Here is a 15986-nt window from a genome sequence, read left to right as displayed (position 1 = left end):
ACGACGGTTATCCACATCTTTGTGCAGATTTCATCCACACGGGCTGTGGACAAGCGTGGCGCGGAGGGGCGACGCCGGGAAAGAACGTGGCGCAAAAAAGAAGGGCCAGACTCGCGTCTGGCCCTTCCGGTATTTTTGGTGGAGAGGATGGGGATCGAACCCACGACCTCGTCATTGCGAACGACGCGCTCTCCCAGCTGAGCTACCCCCCCACGAGGGTGAGGCAAGTCTAGCGCCTCGCGCTCCGGTTGCCAACCGGGACGGTTCAGGCGTGGTTGCCGCGGGGGAGGGGGCGGCGGTCGCCTGCCCATCCACGACGCGCTCCAGGGCGCGTCCGGCCGGCGTTCCGTGGAAGCGGGACATCTGCTCGAGCACGCCCGCCAGGCGCGCGCCATGCAGGCTCCGGACCTCGCGCGGCGCGAGATCCGGGCCCAGGCTGCGGACATAACCACCGGGCTGGACGACGTTGATTTCCCCCGGCGACACCACCGCGTGGTTGTAGTAGCTGCCGACGATCAGGGCGTCGCGGTCCACCGTGGCGTCCCGCAGCTCGCCGCCGACGCTGTAGTCGCGCGACGGGGAGGGACTGCCCAGCACGCCGGCCAGCAGGGTGGGAGCGACATCGAAATGACTGGTGCGGTGATGGATGTCGATGCCCGGTCGGCCCGGCCAGCGGATGAACAACGGGACCTTGATCTGGGCGTCGCTGAAATTGCTGCCGTGTCCCCAGTAATTGCGCCCGTTGTCGTTGAATTCCTCGCCGTGGTCGGCGGTGATCACCACGATGGTGTCGCGATCCAGGCCCTGCGCGCGCAACCCGTCCAGGATCTCGCCGACCAGGCGGTCGACGTGATGGAGCGCGTTGCGATAGCGGTTGCGGTAACCGGTGGGGTCGGTGCGGTTGTTCAGGCGGATGTGGTCCACGCGTTCCCAGAACGGGCGGAACGGCGTGGCGCCGCCGGCCGGCAGGCTGTAGCCATGCACCGCGTCGTAGAAAAGAAAGCCGAAGAACGGCTGTCCGCCATGGCGCGATTGCAGGAAGGCCAGGAATCGGTCGGTGATGCGGCGATCACGTTCGGCCGGCGTACGTCCTTCCGGACGCGGCGGCAGCCGTGGCATCGACGAGAACACGGTGCGATCGAACGGCGGATGGCTGAGCGACGCGGAGGACTGGATCGAGAACGCATAGCCCTCCCCGGTGAACGCGCGCATCAGCACCGGCGGCGTGCCGCCGCCGCGGAACATCGGCCAGTAGGTGGCAGGCAATCCGTAGAACAGGCTGAAGATGCCGGTTTCGGTGGCGTTGCCGCCGCTGATGTGGTCATGGTGGCGCTGCGCGTCGCGGGCGAAGGCGGCGATGCGCGGGGTGACGCCGGCATTCACCTCGTCATGCCGCCAACTGTCGATGACGATCAACAGGACGTTGTGGCGGGACGGCGTGGATGCGACGCGGACCGGACTCAGCGGATAGCGCAGGTCGGAGCGCGTCCGCGGCAAGACGTGAGAGCTCGCGACCGAGTAGGGAACACCGATGCCCAGCGCCTGCAACCTGCGCTTGGCGGTGATCGGCTGATAGAGCGGGAAGACATGGCTGTAGCCGGGAATGAGCGGACGATGGTGCGCATCCTCCACCGCGTGCAGGGTCTGGGAAACCAGCAGGCACAGGACAATCAGCGGATAACCGCCCCGGCGCGGCGGAAATCCGCGCAACGGCGCCCGCGCGCGCGCCGCCGCCCAGCCCATCACGCCTTCCACGATGAGCAGCCCGGCCACGAGCAGGCCGCCGGTCAGCCAGCTGACCCAGGACAGGGAAATGGCGTCGCCGCCACGGAGGAACAGATCGATCACGAATCCGTTGAGGTGGAAACGGTATTGGCTGAAGACCACGGCATCGACAAGCAGGAACATCGCCACGAAGGTGCCCAGGAGCAGGCCCGACAGCCGGAACAGCGAAGACGGCAGCCAGATCAGCAGTCCCTGCGCCAGCAGCGCGATCAGCGCGAACAGTCCGAACCAGCCGAGATGGGCGGTGATCAGGTAGACACCGGCGATCGGCATGTTGACCGGGACCGAGATCCACGGCCAATAGGCCAGGCCGAGCAGCGCGAACAGCAGCGCGTTGGACAGCCAGAAGCGGCTGGCCCAGCCGGCATTGGCGCGCAGGCGTGCGGACAGCGACGTGGAAGCGGAGGCAAACGGAAACAAGGGCATTCCTCGGGGCGACAGGCGCCGGCTTCCGGCGGAGGTGCGGAAGGGCGGGGAGGGGCTCGGTGGCGGCGGCCGCGACATGGGCTCATCGGCCAGGAGCACGCGGCGGCGTGCGGTGAACCAGGATCAGCTCATGTCAGGTCCTGCGGGCATCCATTCGACCCGCACATGCTCGAACCGCAGGCTTAGAAGTGGCTGAAGATTGCCGGACGGCACGGGCGTGGTTCAGCGAACAACCACGGCCGGACGCGGGCGGGAGGTCAATGCAGCGGCAGCAGCACCACCACGCGCAGGCCGCTCCCGCCGCCCTCGGAATGCAGCTGGATGCTGCCGGCATGCTTGTCCACCACCGACTTGACGATGGACAGGCCCAGGCCGCTGCCGGGTTGGCTCTGATCCGGAACGCGATAGAAACGATGGAACACCTGCGCATGATGTTCCGGCGCGATGCCCGGCCCGCGATCGGAAACCTGCAACCGCGCCTGATCGCCGCAACGCTCGATCTGGACGGTGACGAGCCCGCCGGGCGGGCTGTACTTGATCGCGTTCTCGACCAGGTTGTCGAACAGCGAGATCAGGCTTTCGCGCTCGCCGCGAACCCGCACGTCCTCGTCGTCGCAGTCCAGCAATTCCAGTTCGACATTCCGCTGCGCGGCCAGATCGTCGAGTACGGCGAGCCGGTCCTGGGCCAGTTGATCCAGCGCGAGGGTATGGGGCAATGAAATCGCCGCGTCGCTGCGCATCAGCTTGAGCAGCTGCCCGACCATGCGCGCCGCGCGCTCGTTGCTGCGCAGCAGGTTGTCGAGCAGTTCCAGGCGCGCCTGCTCCGAGCGGGGATGGCGGAGCGCCTCGGCGTTGACGCGTTGCGCGGCCAGCGGCGTGCGCAGCTCGTGCGCGGCGTCGGTGATGAAGATGCGCTCGCGCGCGGTGACTTCAGAGACCCGTTGCAGCAGATGGTTGATGCTCTCGACCAGCGGCCGCAGTTCCTTGTGCCGTGGAGAAAAGGTCAAGGGGCGGAGATCGGTCGGGGCGCGCCCGGCGATTTCGCTGGTGAGGCGCTTCCAGGGGCGCAGGGCCAGGCGGATCGAAAGCCAGGCCGGCAACAGCAGGAACGGCAGGCTGACCAGCAGCGGCAGCAGGTAGAAACCACTGGAACTGATGGTGACCGCGAGCTCCCAGGTGTCGGGCAGGACCAGCGTCACCACGGTGCCGCGCGGCGAGACTTCCGTCCGCGCGCGCCAGCGGGTGCCGCCGGCCTGCACGACTTCGAGCACGCCCACGCGGTGGTTGCGCACCACCGGCGCATTTGCATTCGACTGGTAGACCAGCTTTCCGTGCTCCCAGATGTAGAGGACCGGCGACATCCGTGATTTGCGGTCGCCGTCGCTGAAGGCGGCCGCCATCGAGTGGCCCATCGATGCCAGCGCGAGCTGGCGCGCCCGGGGCGCGTCGGCGAGATCTTCCACCGCCGCGAACGCCGCCCGGTACAGCTGCGGATTCTGGAACAGTTCCGGCGCCTCGCGCGCCCGCCACAGGACGAAGCCGAGCAGCGCGGTCCACAGCAGGGTCAGCACCACCATCTGCGCCAGCAGCAGGCGGCGCAGCAACGAAGCCCGCAGCAACCAGCGGATGAATCCGCGCAGCCAGTTCACGGGCGGCCCGCTTCGCCGGCGCCGGCGTGTTCGAAGACGTAGCCGATTCCACGGATGGTGCGGATGTGGCTGGGGCCGATCTTGCGGCGCAGGTTGGAGATATGCACTTCCAGCGTGTTGCTGCCGTTGGAATGCCCGCCGGGCAACACCTGGGCTTCGAGCACCCGGCGGGTGATCACCCGGCCGGCGCGTTTGAGCAGCAGCGACAGCAGTTCGAATTCGCTCGGCGAGAGGTCGATCTGCCGGCCATCGGCCAGCACCCGCCGGGTCTGCTCGTTGAGCGACAGGCCGCCGCGGGTGATGACCCGATCCTCCAGCCCATAGCTGCGGCGCGCCAACGCGCGCACCCGCGAAATCAGTTCGGCCAGATCGAAGGGTTTGACCAGGTAATCGTCGGCGCCGTTGTCCAGCCCGAACAGGCGGTCGTTGATGCTGTCGCGCGCGCTGAGGATCAGGATGGGCAGGTGCCGGCGTTCGCCGCGCAGGCGCAGCAGCAGATCCAGACCCGAGCCGTCGGGCAGGCCGATGTCCAGCAGCACCATGTCGTGCAGGTGTTGTTCCAGCTGGCGTATCGCGTCGGCCATCCGTCGCACCCAGACCACTTTCATGCCTTGCTCGGTCAGGGCGATGCGGACGCCGTTGCCGAGTTCCATGTCGTCTTCAACGAGCAGCAGGTTCATCACGGTGCGGATGCGGTTTTCGGGGCTGCGCAAAGCTAAACCAAAGGCGGTCGGATTGCTGCCCCCTTTTCTTCAGTAAGTCTTAAGAAAAAACCAAGGCGGGCTTAAGGAACGGGGCCGAGACTGGCGCGGCACTCCCCGGCCCGACGCATGGATTGATGGCGGCCGTCGGGGGGGCGACTCCCTCCCGACACGTTCATCCAGGCAAGGATTCCCCCTTGAAACACCTCGTCTTCGCCAGCGCCCTGCGCGTATCCGGTGTGGTCCTGCTGCTCCTCGCCGGCATGGCCGATGTCGCGGGTGCATCCACTCCGCCCTCGGACCGGCACGGCGCGCCGCGCGATGCCGTCTCCAGCTGGAGTTTGGCGCTGGAGTGGCGGTTGGCCATGGAATGCACCGCGCCGCGCGCGGGTTGGCCGCTGGCGTTCCGCTGGACTCCGAACGGACCGGGACGTGGCGTCCGGCTGGTCGTGGACGCCTGCCTGCCGCTGCCGCCGCGCGCGGTGATGGAGAGCGGCAGCCGCTCCTGAGCGCTGTCCGCCCACCCACAACAAGGACGCCCGGATCAAGTCCCAGCGCCAGGGCGCCGTTCTGCATACCAAGGCTGGGCAACCCCCTTTTCAAGGAAATTTTGATGACTGGATTTCATTGCGTTGCGCGCACGTCCCCCACGTACGCCGCCCCTCGCCGCCGTCCGCACGTCTGGCTGCTGCCGGCGCTGCTGGCGTTGTCGGCGCCGGCCTGGGCGGCCGATCCCTCCGATGGCGAGGAAGACGAGAACGTCCTGCTGATGGGCGCCGGTGTCGCGGTGTCGTCCAAATACTCCGGTTCGGACGAGAACCGGGTGACGCCGGCATTGGGCATCGACTACAGCATGGCCAACGGATTTTTCGCCAGCACCCTGCGCGGGGTCGGCTGGGGCAGCAGCGTCGGCGGATTCAACTACAGCGCCGCGCTGTCGTATCGCGCCGAGCGGGTGGACAGGGACGATGACGAAAAATTCCTCGGCGGCAGCACCAGCAACGGCGGCGACGAGCTTCGCGGGATGGGGCGGGTCGAGGGATCCGCGCTCGCGCTGGTGAGCGCCGGCTGGACGCCCAATCGCTGGTTCGGGGTGTCGGTGACCCTGGAGGAACCCCTGTCGCGGCGCGAGAACGGCCGCGCCTACCACGTCGGATTCACCTCGACCGTGTATGCCGGCGAACGCAACGACATCACTCTCGGCCTCACCGGGCATGGCGGTGATCGCGACTACCTCCAGACCTACTACGGCGTGACCGCCGCGCAGTCACGGGCGTCGGGTTTCCGCGCGTACGCGCCGAAGGCCGGCCTGTACGCGATCAGCACCGGCGTCGACTGGACTTACCGGATCAACGATCACTGGGGACTCTATACGTCGGTGGGCGCCGAACGACTGTCCGGCGACGCCGCCGAGAGTCCGATCGTGCGGCGCAAGACCGCGCCCAGCGCGTTCGTGATGGCGACGTATCGTTTCTGAGCAGGGCCATCCGGCCAACGTCCCGGTGCCCGCGCACCGGGACGCGGACGATTCAAGCGGCCGGGGTGGCCTCGGCGTCCAGCAGCGGCTCCAGTTCGGCCTTGCGCCAGCCGGACAGGGCGGCGGGCCATTCGCCCGATTCCAGCAGCACCTCCAGATAGCGGCGCGAGGCGAGCACGCCATCCGGCAGTCCCAGTTCGGCGCTCCGGCGGGCGACCGCATCCTGCATTCTGCGCAGGGCGGCCTTGTCGCGATCCGTGGCCGCGCGCGCCAGCGGGGCATCCGCTTCGTCCGCCAGCGGCGTGGACAGGCTCTCCCAGAGGCTGTCGGCGAGCTTGCGTGGCGACTTGGGCTGGGTGTCCAGCCAGCGGCCCAGCGCGGCGCGATCCGCCGGAGGGGTGCGCGCCAGCGCGGTCGCCATTTCGTTGTCGAGGATCCAGCTGCGCGGCTTGTCGGTCCGGCGCGCGGTGGCGTCGCGCCAGCGCAGCAGGCGCAGCAGGCGCTGCTGCGCGGGGGCATCAAGGAACTGCGCGCTGCGCATGGACAGGTGCGGCCAGCGCTCGCCGTCCTCCTGGCTGGCGCTTTCCAGCAGGCGCCGGCAATCCTCGGCCAGCCACTCGGCGCGTCCCTGTTCGTGCAATCGCGAGGCCAGCGTGTCGTGCAGCGCGAACAGGTAATGCACGTCGTCGGCGGCGTACTTGAGCTGCGATTCGCTGAGTGGCCGACGCAGCCAGTCCGACCGCGTCTCGCCCTTGGCCAGCACGACGCCGGTGATCTGTTCCACCAGCTTCTGGTAGCCGATGCCGGCGGCGACGCCCGCCAGGGCGGCGGCGATCTGGGTATCGAACAGCGGTTGCGGCGCGACGCCGCAGGTGTAGCCCAGCGCCACCAGATCCTCGCTGGCGCTGTGCATGACCTTGAGGATCCGGGTGTCCCCGAGAATGACCGCCAGTGCCTGCGGCATGCCCGGCTGCAACGGATCGATCAACAGGATGTCATCGCCGACCGCCATCTGGACCAGCGCGAGCTGGGGCCAGAAGGTGCGTTCGCGGACGAACTCCGTATCCAGGCCGATGCGGGCAGGGGGCGTGGTGAAGAACGCGGCGAGGGCGTCGGGGGTTTGAATCCAATGGGGCACGAAATCTCCGCTGAATGCATTGGTTGCCGAGTCGGGAGACAATAGCCTACCGTCGCGGGACGGATTTCGGTGAGGGTGGAGGGCGGTTTGCGCGCGTTTGGCCTGCTGGTGCTGACCGGTCTGGTGCTGTGCGGTTGCTCGCGCGAGCCTGCGGCTTCGCGGGATCAGCGCCGCGACGCCGTCGACGTGCGCATGCCGCGCATCACCGTCACCGGTGACGACAGTGTCAACGCCGCCCTCAACTGGCAGCCCCCGGCGGTCGCGCTCACCCGGGAGGGCATTCCCGACGCGCGCCGGCGCGCGGCGCAGGCGCTGGAAGCCGGTCGCCTGTACGCCAGCGCCGACGACGCGATTCCGCTGTATCTGGCAATCCGCCGGCTGGAGCCGGAGGACGCGGCGACGCGGCGAGGCCTGGGCCAGGCCCTGGATCGCCTGCTCGACCGTGGCGAGAAGGTCGCTAGGACCGCCGAGGAGCGGGATGACGATGCGCGCGAGGCGGCGGAAATCGCCGCGGTCGCGCGCGCCATCGATCCGGACGACGAGGCGGTGCTGGCCTATCTGTCGCGGGTCGATGAGATTGAACAGCTGAGCCGGCTCAACGTGGCCAGCGAACGCGCGCTCAACGAGGGCCGGCTGGGCGAACAGGGCGGCGGCGCGCTGGCGGGTTTCCGCGAGGTGCTGAAGTGGAAGCCGGGGCAGACGCGCGCGCTGCAGGGCCTGGCGGCGGTGGAAAGCGCCTTGATCCGGCGCGCCGAGGACGTGGCGCTGGCCGGGGACTTCGATACCGCGGCAATCTGGCTGGGCCATGCCGGCAAGATCCGCAACAATGCGCCCACGGTGGCGGATGCCCGTCAACGGATCGAGGCCATCCGCACCGTGCGCATCGCCGGTCTGCGTGAGTCGGGCGTGCAGGATCTGCAGTCGCCGCTGGGGCTGAAGGCCGCGCGCGAGAAACTGGCCGAAGTGCTGCGCATCGCCTCTCCCGGCGATCCGGTGGCCGCCGATTTCCGCCAGCGCATCGAACTGGCGACCCACTACGGACTGTTCCGTCCAGGCCAGGCTTTCACCGACGCGCTGGGCAATGGCGGGCGCGGGCCGGAAATGGTGATCGTGCCGCACGGCGCGTTCCGCATGGGCGCGGACGAGAACGAACTGGGCGCGACCGACGCCGAGAAACCCGCCCACTACGTGCGCTTCGATCGCGGTTTCGCGATGGCGCGCAACGCCGTCACCGTCGGCGAGTTCCGCCGGTTCGTGCAGGCCACCCAGTATCGTCCCCGCGCGACCCGGCGCGGGCATTCCATCGTCTACGACGAGCGCAGCGGCAACTTCGTGCGCCGCAGCGGGGTGGACTGGCAGTCCGACTACAGCGGCATGCCCGCGCGCGCCGACATGCCGGTCCTGCATGTCAGCGTCTACGACGCCGAAGCCTACGCGGACTGGTTGGCGAAACAGACCGGGCACAGCTATCGCCTGCCCAGCGAAGCGGAGTTCGAGTACGCCCTGCGGGCCGGCGTGCAGGGACGCTATCCCTGGGGCAACGGGGTACCGCCGGCGAAGGTCGAGAACCTGACCGGGGGCAACGACACCTCGCCCAGCGGCCGCCACTGGAACAACGCCTTCGTCGGCTACGGCGACGGCTACTGGGGACCGGCGCCGGTCGGCAGCTTCCCTCCGAACGCCTGGGGCCTGCACGACATGGGCGGCAACACCAGCGAATGGGTGGCCGATTGCTGGCATGCCAGCTACCGGCGCGCCCCCGGCGACGGCGCGGCCTGGTTCAACCCGGGCTGCCGCTCGCGGGTGGTGCGGGGCGGCTCCTGGGCCAGCGCGCCGGTGCAGGCGCGGGCGGCATGGCGTTCGTCCTCGGATTCGGATATGACTAATGCGCGGGTGGGCTTCCGCGTGGTGCGTGGCATCTAGCCGGCGACTGGGAGAAGGCGATGAGGAACGATCCGTTCGGGCAGGGACAGTACGATCAGGGCGGCGCGCCACGCCGGCGCGGCCTGTTCGGCAACGTCCGCTGGCTGATCCTGCTGGGGTTCGCGGGCTACGCCGCGTTCTACTGGTTCTCCAACCGGGTGACCGATCCGTATACCGGCGAAAAGGTGCTGATCGACAGTTCGATCAGCGTCGAGGAGGAAAAGGCGCTGGGCCTGCAGGCGTACCAGGAAATCCTCTCGCAGGAACGCCCGGTGGATCCGAATTCGCAGATCGCCCAGCAGGTGCGCACGATCGCGCAGCGGCTGATCAGCAAGATTCCGGAGGTCGAGGCGGCCATCGCGCAGGAGCGCGGCACCCAGCCCAGTGGCAACTGGCGGACCTTCGACTGGGACGTCAACGTCATCCAGTCCGAACAGGCCAATGCGTTCTGCCTGCCCGGCGGCAAGATGGCGGTCTATACCGGGTTGATTCCGGTGGCCAAGAACGCCGACGCGGTGGCGGTGGTCATGGGCCATGAAATCGCCCACGCGTTGCTGCGCCACGGCGCCCAGCGCATGTCACAGCAGAAGCTGACCCAGATCGGACAGATGGCCGGCGCGATGAGCGGCATGGATCCGCAACAGCAGCAGATGGTGATGGCGGCGATGGGCTACGGCTACCTGCTGCCCTACGCACGCACCCACGAGACCCAGGCCGACGAGGTCGGCCTGATGCTGGCCGCCGCGGCCTGTTTCAATCCGCAGGAAGCGGTACCGCTGTGGGAGCGCATGAGCGAGGCCAGCGGCGGGCAGGCACCGCCGGAATTCTCCTCCACCCATCCCAATCCCGGCACCCGCATCCAGAACCTGACCGCGTTGATGCCCAAGGCGATGGAGTACCGCAACCGCTTCTGCAAGGAAACGGCGGCGCAGTGAACATGCGTTTGCTGGCGACGGCGTTGCTGGCCTGCGGCCTGGCGCCGCCGGCGCCGGCGGCGGTCAAGGATCAGGCGGCCAACGGTTTCACCCTCGAGAACAGTCAATGGGTGCCGGTGAAACCGGATGCGGCCTGGAACGGGCTGCTGGCGATGGGTCATTGGTGGCCGAAGGACCATACCTGGTGGGGCGATGCCTCGCGCCTTAGCCTGGAGCCCCGCGCCGGCGGCTGCTTCTGCGAAATCGACGGCGCGCGCCAGGCGCGGCACATGACGGTGGTGTTCGCCGAACCCGGCAAGCTTCTTCGCCTCGCGGGCGGTCTTGGGCCGTTGCAGGGGATGGGATTGTCAGGGGCGATGGAGTGGCGCCTGGCCGAGGAAAATGGCGGGACCCGGATCACGCTGTGGTATCGGGCGGGTGGTTACACGCCGGATGACCTGCGGACGCTGGCGCCGGTGGTGGATCGGGTGCAGGGGCAGCAGTTGGGTGGGTTGGTGGAGTATTTGCGCCAAGGGAAGTAGATGTTGATTATCGGGCGCTGACGTGTGCGTCTGTCCGCTGACGCCACCACTGCGGAAGGGGCCCAAGAGCAAATAGGCATCGCTTTGTCTTTTCGGGGCGCTGACGCGGGTTTGTTTTCGGTGGCCGTACATGGCGCGCTGCCGCGGGGCGTTCCTTTCTTTGCTTGTGCAAAGAAAGTAACCAAAGAAACACACCCCGGTCCTCGCGCCCCAACGGCTGCGCCGTTGGGGTCCGTGTCGCCTGTGGTAATTTTGGGACGGCACATCCGTGTGCCGACCCAAAACGCCGCGCGTCCTGCGCGGCGCCCTGACGGGTTTGCCCACCGGCGCCACCGCTGCGGATGGGGCCCCAAGAGCAAGGCAGAGCCAAAGCCAAAGCCAAAGCGGTACGGCATAACCGTTCTCGGCACTCCGCTGTTGCTGTTGCCTTGCTTTTGCCTTTCGGGCCCCCGTTCAGGCGTGGCAAGCGGGCCGGGTAAACCCGCAGGGCGGCGCACATGGACGTGCGCCGTTTTCGGCAGGGGCAGGATGCCCCTTCCGAAAATTCCCGGGCCGGTTGCGGACCCTGTGCGCGCAGCGCGCAGGGCACGCCGCCAGGGGTGTGTTTCTTTGGTTCCTTTCTTTGCACAAGCAAAGAAAGGGACGCCCCGCGGCAGCGAGCCAGGTATGGCTGCCGATAGCAAACCTGCGCGTCAGCGCCCGAGCAGAAGAAGACCCAAACCTACGCCGTAATCCGCCGCGCAGCCTCAAACGTCTGATCAAAAATGCGCTGCACCGGCGGCCCCAGCTCCCCCGACAACAACGCCAGCAGGAACAACCCCAGCAACAACGCCGTCGGCAATCCCAGCTGGATCGGATTCAGCGCCGGCGCGGCGCGCCCCAGCACGCCGAAGGCCAGGTTCACCGCCAGCATCGCCACCATCACCGGCAGCGCCAGGCTCAGCGCCGCGCGCAGCATCTGCATGAAGAACGCCGGCGCGACCTGCAACACCGCCTGCGGATCCGGCAGCGCGGTGCCGATCGGCAGCGAGTGGTAGCTGTCCACCAGCAGCGCGATCAGCGCCAGGTGGCCGTTGAGGGTGAAGAACACCAGCCCGAAGGCCAGGTAGAACCATTGGCCGACCACGCCGGAGTTCACGCCGCGCAGCGGATCGGACATCTGCGCGAACGCCAGGCCGGTGCCCTGCGAGATCAGTTCGCCGGCCAGCGCGCCGGCCTCGAAGGCCAGCCGCAGCAGGAAGCCGATGCACGCACCCACCGCCAGTTCGCGCGCGGCGGTCAGCACGTTGACCGAATCGAAGGCGATCTGCGTCGGCGGCGACGGCAGCATCGGCGCCAACGCAAGCGACAGCGCGCCGGCCAGGATCACGCGGACCCGCACCGGCACCGCGCGGGTGCCGATCAGCGGCATCGCCATCAGCATCGCGCCGGTGCGCAGCATCACCCACAGCAGGGCGTTGATCAGGCCGAACGCCTGTTGCCCGTCGATGACCATCTGGGTGGCGGCGTTCATCCGAATCGCCCCGCGCGATCACCCGTGCACCCGACCCACCTCCGGACCAGGAAAAACGACGCGGCATCCGGACATTCCCCCCTTTGCAGAAGGGGGGGCAGGGGGGGATTTCCCCGCGATGCCGGGCCGGGCGGCGCCATCTCTTCAGCCAATCAGGTGCGGCAGCCGCTGGAACAGCGCCGTGGTGTATTCCACCAGCGTGCCCATCAGGTAGCTGCCCATCGCGAACAGCGCCGCGGTCAGCGCGATGGCCTTGGCGACGAAGGCGATGGTGGGTTCGTTCAACTGGGTCGCGGCCTGGATCACGCCGATCACCACGCCCACGATCAGCACCACCAGCAACAGCGGCCCACCCACCCACAGCGCGATTTCCAGGCCGCCACGCAGTTCGGTCAATGCGGTTTCGGGAGTCATTGGAAGTTCGGGGTTCGGAATTGGGGATCAGGAGTTGGAGGAGAGGCTTTTCGGATCTTGCGAAGCCCGAATCACCAATTCCCAATCCTGGCTATCAATTGAAACTCGCCGCCAGCGAGCCGACGATCAGCACCCAGCCGTCGACCAGCACGAACAGCAGGATCTTGAACGGTGCGGAGACCAGCATCGGCGAAAGCATCATCATGCCCATCGACATCAACACGCTGGCGACCACCAGGTCGATGATCACGAACGGGATGAAGATCAGGAAGCCGATTTCGAAGGCGGTCTTGAGTTCGCTGGTGATGAACGAGGCGACCACGATCGGGAACGGCACGTCGGCCGGGCTGGCGTAACTGGCGTGGCCGGCCATGCCGGCGAAGGTCATCAGATCGGTTTCGCGCACCTGCGCCAGCATGAAATCGCGCAGCGGGCCGGTGGTCAGGGTCCAGGCGCTGGCGAAATCGATCTGCCCGTCGAGATAGGGCGCCATGCCCTGCGCCCAGGCCTTTTCGCCGACCGGCATCATCACCAGCATGGTCAGGAACAGCGCCAGCCCCACCAGCACCTGGTTGGACGGGGTCTGGCCGGTGCCCAGCGCCTGCCGCAGCAGGCCGAGCACGATGATGATGCGGGTGAACGCGGTCATCGCCAGCAGGATCGACGGGATCAGGGTGATCGCCGTCATCAGCAATAGGGTCTGCAATGGCAGGCTGACGTTGCGATCGCCAATCTGGCCGACGTTCACGTCCGGCAGCGCCGGCAGGGTCGGCTTGCCCGGCGGCGTCGGCGCGGCGGGCGCGGTGGCGGTGTTCGCGGCGGCGGGCGCGGCGGGTGTCGCGGCGGCCTGCGCGTTCTGCGCGAAGGCCAGCACGGGCGCGGCCAGCAGCCACAGGCACAGCAGGAAGGGCAACAGGCGACGCATCGTCATTTCTCTTTGCGCAGGCGCTTGGCCAGCAGTTCGGCGAAGTTGGGCAGGGGCTGCGCCGGCACCGGCGGCAGCGGTTCGGGCAGGCGGTGCAGGGTGGCGATGCCGCCGGGGCTGACGCCGATCAGCAGCTGTTCGCCGCCGACCTCCACCACCAGCAGGCGTTCCTTGGTGCCGACCGACAGACTGGTCACCACGCGCAGCTGATCGTTCGGGCGCAGGCCCAGGCCGGTGCCGGGCAGGCGCTTGAGCAGCCAGGCCAGGCCGAGGATCAGGCCCAGCACCAGGATCAGGCCGACCAGCGCGCCGCCGATGCCGGGCGTGGCCGGCGCGGCGTGGCCGATTTTCTGCGCGGGCGCGGTGGCCGCGGCGAGGAGCGGAAGCGCGAACGACATCGGAATCAGCGCAGGCGGCGGATGCGTTCGCTGGGGCTGACCACGTCGGTCAGGCGCACGCCGAAGCGTTCGTTGACGACCACCACTTCGCCATGGGCGATCAGGGTGCCGTTGACGAACACGTCCAGCGGTTCGCCCGCGCCGCGTTCCAGTTCCACCACCGAGCCCTGGTTGAGCTGCAGCAGGTTGCGGATCGGGATGCGGGTGCGGCCGACTTCCAGCGACAGCACCACCGGCACGTCCAGGATGACGTCCAGGCTCATGTCGCTGAGGCTGCGCCCGGCGTCGGCCTGCAGGGCCTCGAATTGCGCGGCGGCGGCTTCTTCGGAGAGGGGATGGTTCATGGCTGGGAATCCTGGGTGGCGATCTCGGAGGCGGAGGGTGCGAGCGAAGGCGTGGCCGGCGATGGCGGCACCACCGCGCCGGGAGGACGGTGGGCGATGATCTTCACCGCGTTGTTGCCGTTGGAGGTGCCGAACTCGCCGGTGAACACCGGCACCTGTTCGACGCACACCGGCACCGTGCGCGGCAGGTCGATGGGCAGCACGTCGCCGACCTTGAGGCGGGTGAGATCGCGCAGGCTGATGCGCTTCTCGGCCAGCACGCTGGACAGGGTGACCTCGGCGCCGCGCAGCAGCTCGTTGACGCTGTCGCGGAAGCTGTCGTCGTCGTGCACGCGATCGGACTGGATGCCGGCGTCGAGCAGTTCGCGGATCGGCTCCAGCATGGAATAGGGCAGGGTGATGTGCAGGTCGCCGCCGCCGCCGTCCAGTTCGACGTGGAAGCGGCTGACCACCACGTACTCGCGCGGGCTGACGATGTTGGCGAAGTGCGGATTGACTTCCGAATTGATGTATTCGAACTCCACCGGCATCACCGGCGCCCAGGCGTCGATCAGGTCGGTGAAGGTCTGCTTGAGCAGCAGGTGGATGACCCGCATCTCGGTGGCGGTGAACTCGCGGCCCTCGATCTTGGCCGGATAGCGGCCGTCGCCACCGAAGAAGTTGTCCACCACCGTGTAGACCAGCTTGGGCTCGAACACCACTAGGCCCACGCCGCGCAGCGGCTTGAGCCGGATCAGGTTGAGGTTGGTGGGCACGTACAGCGAATGCAGGTATTCGCCGAACTTGATCATCTCGATGCCGCGTACCGACAGGTCGGCCGACCGGCGCAGCAGGTTGAACAGGCCGATGCGCCAGGTGCGGATGAAGCGCTCGTTGATCATCTCCAGCGTCGGCAGGCGGCCGCGGACGATGCGGTCCTGGCTGGCGAAGTCATAGATGCGGGCGACGCCGGGATCCGGCGGCGGCTCGTCGGTCCCGATCGCGCCGGAATCGACCCCGTGCAGCAGGGCGTCGATTTCGTCTTGCGAAAGCAGGTCGCTCATCATCGCGGGCGTCCCCTCACTGCATCACGAAGCTGGTGAACAGCAGTTGCTCGGCGCCGGGCTTGCCGGTTTCGGCCTTCATCAACTTGCGCACTTCGGCCAGGGCCTGCGCCTGCAGCTTCTCCTTGCCGGCGCGGGTGATCAGTTCCTCGGCGTTCTGCTGGGCGAACAGCATCAGCAGCTTGGCGCGCAGGGCCGGGGCGTGCAGTTCGATGGCCTTGAGGGATTCCGGATCCCGGGTCATCAACTGCACCTCGACCTGCAGGTAGCGGGCGCCGCCGGCCGAGCCGATCAGGTTGACCACGAAGGGCGGCTCCAGGGCGAAGTACTGGGCCGGCAGCGGGACCTTGCCGGCATCCGGCGCGGCCTTGGCTTCGGACTTGGCGGGCGCGGCGTTGCGGGAAGCGAAGAACCAGGCGCCGCCACCGGCCGCGCCGGCGGCGACGATCGCGACCAGCGCGATGATCAGCCAGGGCTTGCCCGCCTTGGGCGCGGGTTTGAGCAGCTTGGGGTCGGGTTTCTCGGCGGGGGGCACGCGGGGCATCTCCTGGGTGGACGGGGGAGGGGATGCAAGGGGTGTGCCGTGGGGGACGGGTTGTTCTGTCGGAAAACCGACGTGGGGAGTGGGGTCAGGGTGGGGGTGGGATCGTCATTTGTCCGGCGCGAGGGGGGGCTGGGGTGCGGGGGGCCGCTGCGGTGGGGCCTGGGAGCAGGGGCAAAGGCCATCGCCCTTTTCGGGGCGCTGGCGCGCGGGGTTGCTATCGGTTCTCAGCCATGATGCGCTCGCCGCGGGG

Annotated in this window: 16 protein-coding genes and 1 tRNA gene; 5 read left to right on the top strand and 12 right to left on the bottom strand. The window is 68.1% G+C overall.

Annotated elements, in window-relative coordinates:
* Positions 1-136 precede the first annotated feature (136 nt).
* The 4 genes from ACTHN1_RS02625 to ACTHN1_RS02610 all read right to left on the bottom strand — a co-directional run bounded on the left by ACTHN1_RS02625 (position 137) and on the right by ACTHN1_RS02610 (position 4573).
* A tRNA-Ala gene (locus ACTHN1_RS02625) sits at positions 137-212 on the bottom strand.
* Positions 172-2211, bottom strand: a complete 2040-nt coding sequence (locus tag ACTHN1_RS02620) for a DUF3413 domain-containing protein (RefSeq protein ID WP_440469441.1) — start codon at positions 2209-2211, stop codon at positions 172-174. The genes ACTHN1_RS02625 and ACTHN1_RS02620 overlap by 41 nt, the downstream gene beginning before the upstream one ends.
* A gap of 257 nt (positions 2212-2468) precedes the next feature.
* On the bottom strand, positions 2469-3860 hold the full coding sequence (locus ACTHN1_RS02615; RefSeq protein WP_440469415.1) for a sensor histidine kinase: 1392 nt from the start codon (positions 3858-3860) through the stop codon (positions 2469-2471).
* Positions 3857-4573 (bottom strand): response regulator, encoded by a 717-nt coding sequence (locus ACTHN1_RS02610; RefSeq protein ID WP_440469414.1) that lies wholly within the window; start codon positions 4571-4573, stop codon positions 3857-3859. Before ACTHN1_RS02610 ends, ACTHN1_RS02615 begins: the two co-directional genes overlap by 4 nt.
* 185 nt (positions 4574-4758) lie before the next feature.
* On the opposite strand from ACTHN1_RS02610, the gene ACTHN1_RS02605 reads away from it, so the two are divergent.
* On the top strand, positions 4759-5070 hold the full coding sequence (locus ACTHN1_RS02605; RefSeq protein ID WP_440469413.1) for a hypothetical protein: 312 nt from the start codon (positions 4759-4761) through the stop codon (positions 5068-5070).
* Between the two features lie 104 nt (positions 5071-5174).
* Entirely contained in the window at positions 5175-6038 is an 864-nt protein-coding gene (locus ACTHN1_RS02600; protein ID WP_440469412.1) for a MipA/OmpV family protein, read from the top strand.
* Between the two features lie 52 nt (positions 6039-6090).
* Here ACTHN1_RS02600 and rnd read toward each other — a convergent pair whose 3' ends face one another.
* A complete protein-coding gene (gene rnd / locus ACTHN1_RS02595; RefSeq protein ID WP_440469411.1) occupies positions 6091-7176 on the bottom strand; it encodes a ribonuclease D in 1086 nt (361 codons plus the stop codon).
* A gap of 87 nt (positions 7177-7263) precedes the next feature.
* Between rnd and ACTHN1_RS02590 the strand changes: the two genes are divergently transcribed.
* From ACTHN1_RS02590 to ACTHN1_RS02580, 3 genes are read left to right on the top strand one after another with little or no spacing between them, the layout of a single operon-like run.
* Positions 7264-9099 (top strand): formylglycine-generating enzyme family protein, encoded by a 1836-nt coding sequence (locus tag ACTHN1_RS02590; protein ID WP_440469410.1) that lies wholly within the window; start codon positions 7264-7266, stop codon positions 9097-9099.
* A gap of 20 nt (positions 9100-9119) precedes the next feature.
* Complete coding sequence (locus ACTHN1_RS02585; protein ID WP_440469409.1) at positions 9120-10034, top strand: M48 family metallopeptidase; 915 nt, start codon at positions 9120-9122, stop codon at positions 10032-10034.
* A 2-nt stretch (positions 10035-10036) separates the two neighbouring features.
* A complete protein-coding gene (locus ACTHN1_RS02580) occupies positions 10037-10555 on the top strand; it encodes an SRPBCC family protein (protein WP_440469440.1) in 519 nt (172 codons plus the stop codon).
* Between the two features lie 721 nt (positions 10556-11276).
* On the opposite strand, the gene fliR is transcribed toward ACTHN1_RS02580, so the two are convergent.
* From fliR to ACTHN1_RS02545, 7 genes are all read right to left on the bottom strand, one after another.
* The gene (fliR, locus tag ACTHN1_RS02575) at positions 11277-12068 is read right to left on the bottom strand and encodes a flagellar biosynthetic protein FliR (RefSeq protein WP_440469408.1); all 792 of its coding nucleotides are present in this window, start codon (positions 12066-12068) and stop codon (positions 11277-11279) included.
* A gap of 144 nt (positions 12069-12212) precedes the next feature.
* The gene (locus ACTHN1_RS02570) at positions 12213-12482 is read right to left on the bottom strand and encodes a flagellar biosynthetic protein FliQ (RefSeq protein WP_440469407.1); all 270 of its coding nucleotides are present in this window, start codon (positions 12480-12482) and stop codon (positions 12213-12215) included.
* Between the two features lie 94 nt (positions 12483-12576).
* Positions 12577-13407 (bottom strand): flagellar type III secretion system pore protein FliP, encoded by an 831-nt coding sequence (gene fliP / locus ACTHN1_RS02565; RefSeq protein WP_440469406.1) that lies wholly within the window; start codon positions 13405-13407, stop codon positions 12577-12579.
* A gap of 2 nt (positions 13408-13409) precedes the next feature.
* Positions 13410-13805, bottom strand: coding sequence for a flagellar biosynthetic protein FliO (fliO, locus tag ACTHN1_RS02560; protein ID WP_440469405.1), 396 nt, complete (start codon positions 13803-13805; stop codon positions 13410-13412).
* A 5-nt stretch (positions 13806-13810) separates the two neighbouring features.
* Complete coding sequence (fliN, locus tag ACTHN1_RS02555) at positions 13811-14149, bottom strand: flagellar motor switch protein FliN (protein WP_440469404.1); 339 nt, start codon at positions 14147-14149, stop codon at positions 13811-13813.
* Positions 14146-15192 carry a flagellar motor switch protein FliM gene (gene fliM, locus ACTHN1_RS02550; protein WP_440469403.1) on the bottom strand — a complete coding sequence of 349 codons (1047 nt, stop codon included), beginning with the start codon at positions 15190-15192 and terminating at the stop codon, positions 14146-14148. The genes fliN and fliM overlap by 4 nt, the downstream gene beginning before the upstream one ends.
* Positions 15193-15208: 16 nt before the next feature.
* The gene (locus ACTHN1_RS02545) at positions 15209-15736 is read right to left on the bottom strand and encodes a flagellar basal body-associated FliL family protein (RefSeq protein ID WP_440469402.1); all 528 of its coding nucleotides are present in this window, start codon (positions 15734-15736) and stop codon (positions 15209-15211) included.
* Positions 15737-15986: the final 250 nt, after the last annotated feature.

Source organism: Pseudoxanthomonas sp., from assembly GCF_051953815.1.
Lineage (GTDB): Bacteria > Pseudomonadota > Gammaproteobacteria > Xanthomonadales > Xanthomonadaceae > Pseudoxanthomonas_A.
The sequence above is the reverse complement of the archived record's forward strand: the minus strand, read 5'-3'. Positions and strand labels throughout refer to the sequence as shown.

Bases quoted from the DNA above. Each gene is read 5' to 3' on its own strand.
- fliP (WP_440469406.1), bottom strand. From the start codon at position 13,407: ATGCGTCGCCTGTTGCCCTTCCTGCTGTGCCTGTGGCTGCTGGCCGCG.
- ACTHN1_RS02545 (WP_440469402.1), bottom strand. From the start codon at position 15,736: ATGCCCCGCGTGCCCCCCGCCGAGAAACCCGACCCCAAGCTGCTCAAA.
- ACTHN1_RS02570 (WP_440469407.1), bottom strand. From the start codon at position 12,482: ATGACTCCCGAAACCGCATTGACCGAACTGCGTGGCGGCCTGGAAATC.
- fliR (WP_440469408.1), bottom strand. From the start codon at position 12,068: ATGAACGCCGCCACCCAGATGGTCATCGACGGGCAACAGGCGTTCGGC.
- ACTHN1_RS02580 (WP_440469440.1), top strand. From the start codon at position 10,037: ATGCGTTTGCTGGCGACGGCGTTGCTGGCCTGCGGCCTGGCGCCGCCG.
- fliN (WP_440469404.1), bottom strand. From the start codon at position 14,149: ATGAACCATCCCCTCTCCGAAGAAGCCGCCGCCGCGCAATTCGAGGCC.
- ACTHN1_RS02585 (WP_440469409.1), top strand. From the start codon at position 9,120: ATGAGGAACGATCCGTTCGGGCAGGGACAGTACGATCAGGGCGGCGCG.
- ACTHN1_RS02600 (WP_440469412.1), top strand. From the start codon at position 5,175: ATGACTGGATTTCATTGCGTTGCGCGCACGTCCCCCACGTACGCCGCC.
- fliO (WP_440469405.1), bottom strand. From the start codon at position 13,805: ATGTCGTTCGCGCTTCCGCTCCTCGCCGCGGCCACCGCGCCCGCGCAG.
- ACTHN1_RS02620 (WP_440469441.1), bottom strand. From the start codon at position 2,211: ATGCCCTTGTTTCCGTTTGCCTCCGCTTCCACGTCGCTGTCCGCACGC.
- fliM (WP_440469403.1), bottom strand. From the start codon at position 15,192: ATGAGCGACCTGCTTTCGCAAGACGAAATCGACGCCCTGCTGCACGGG.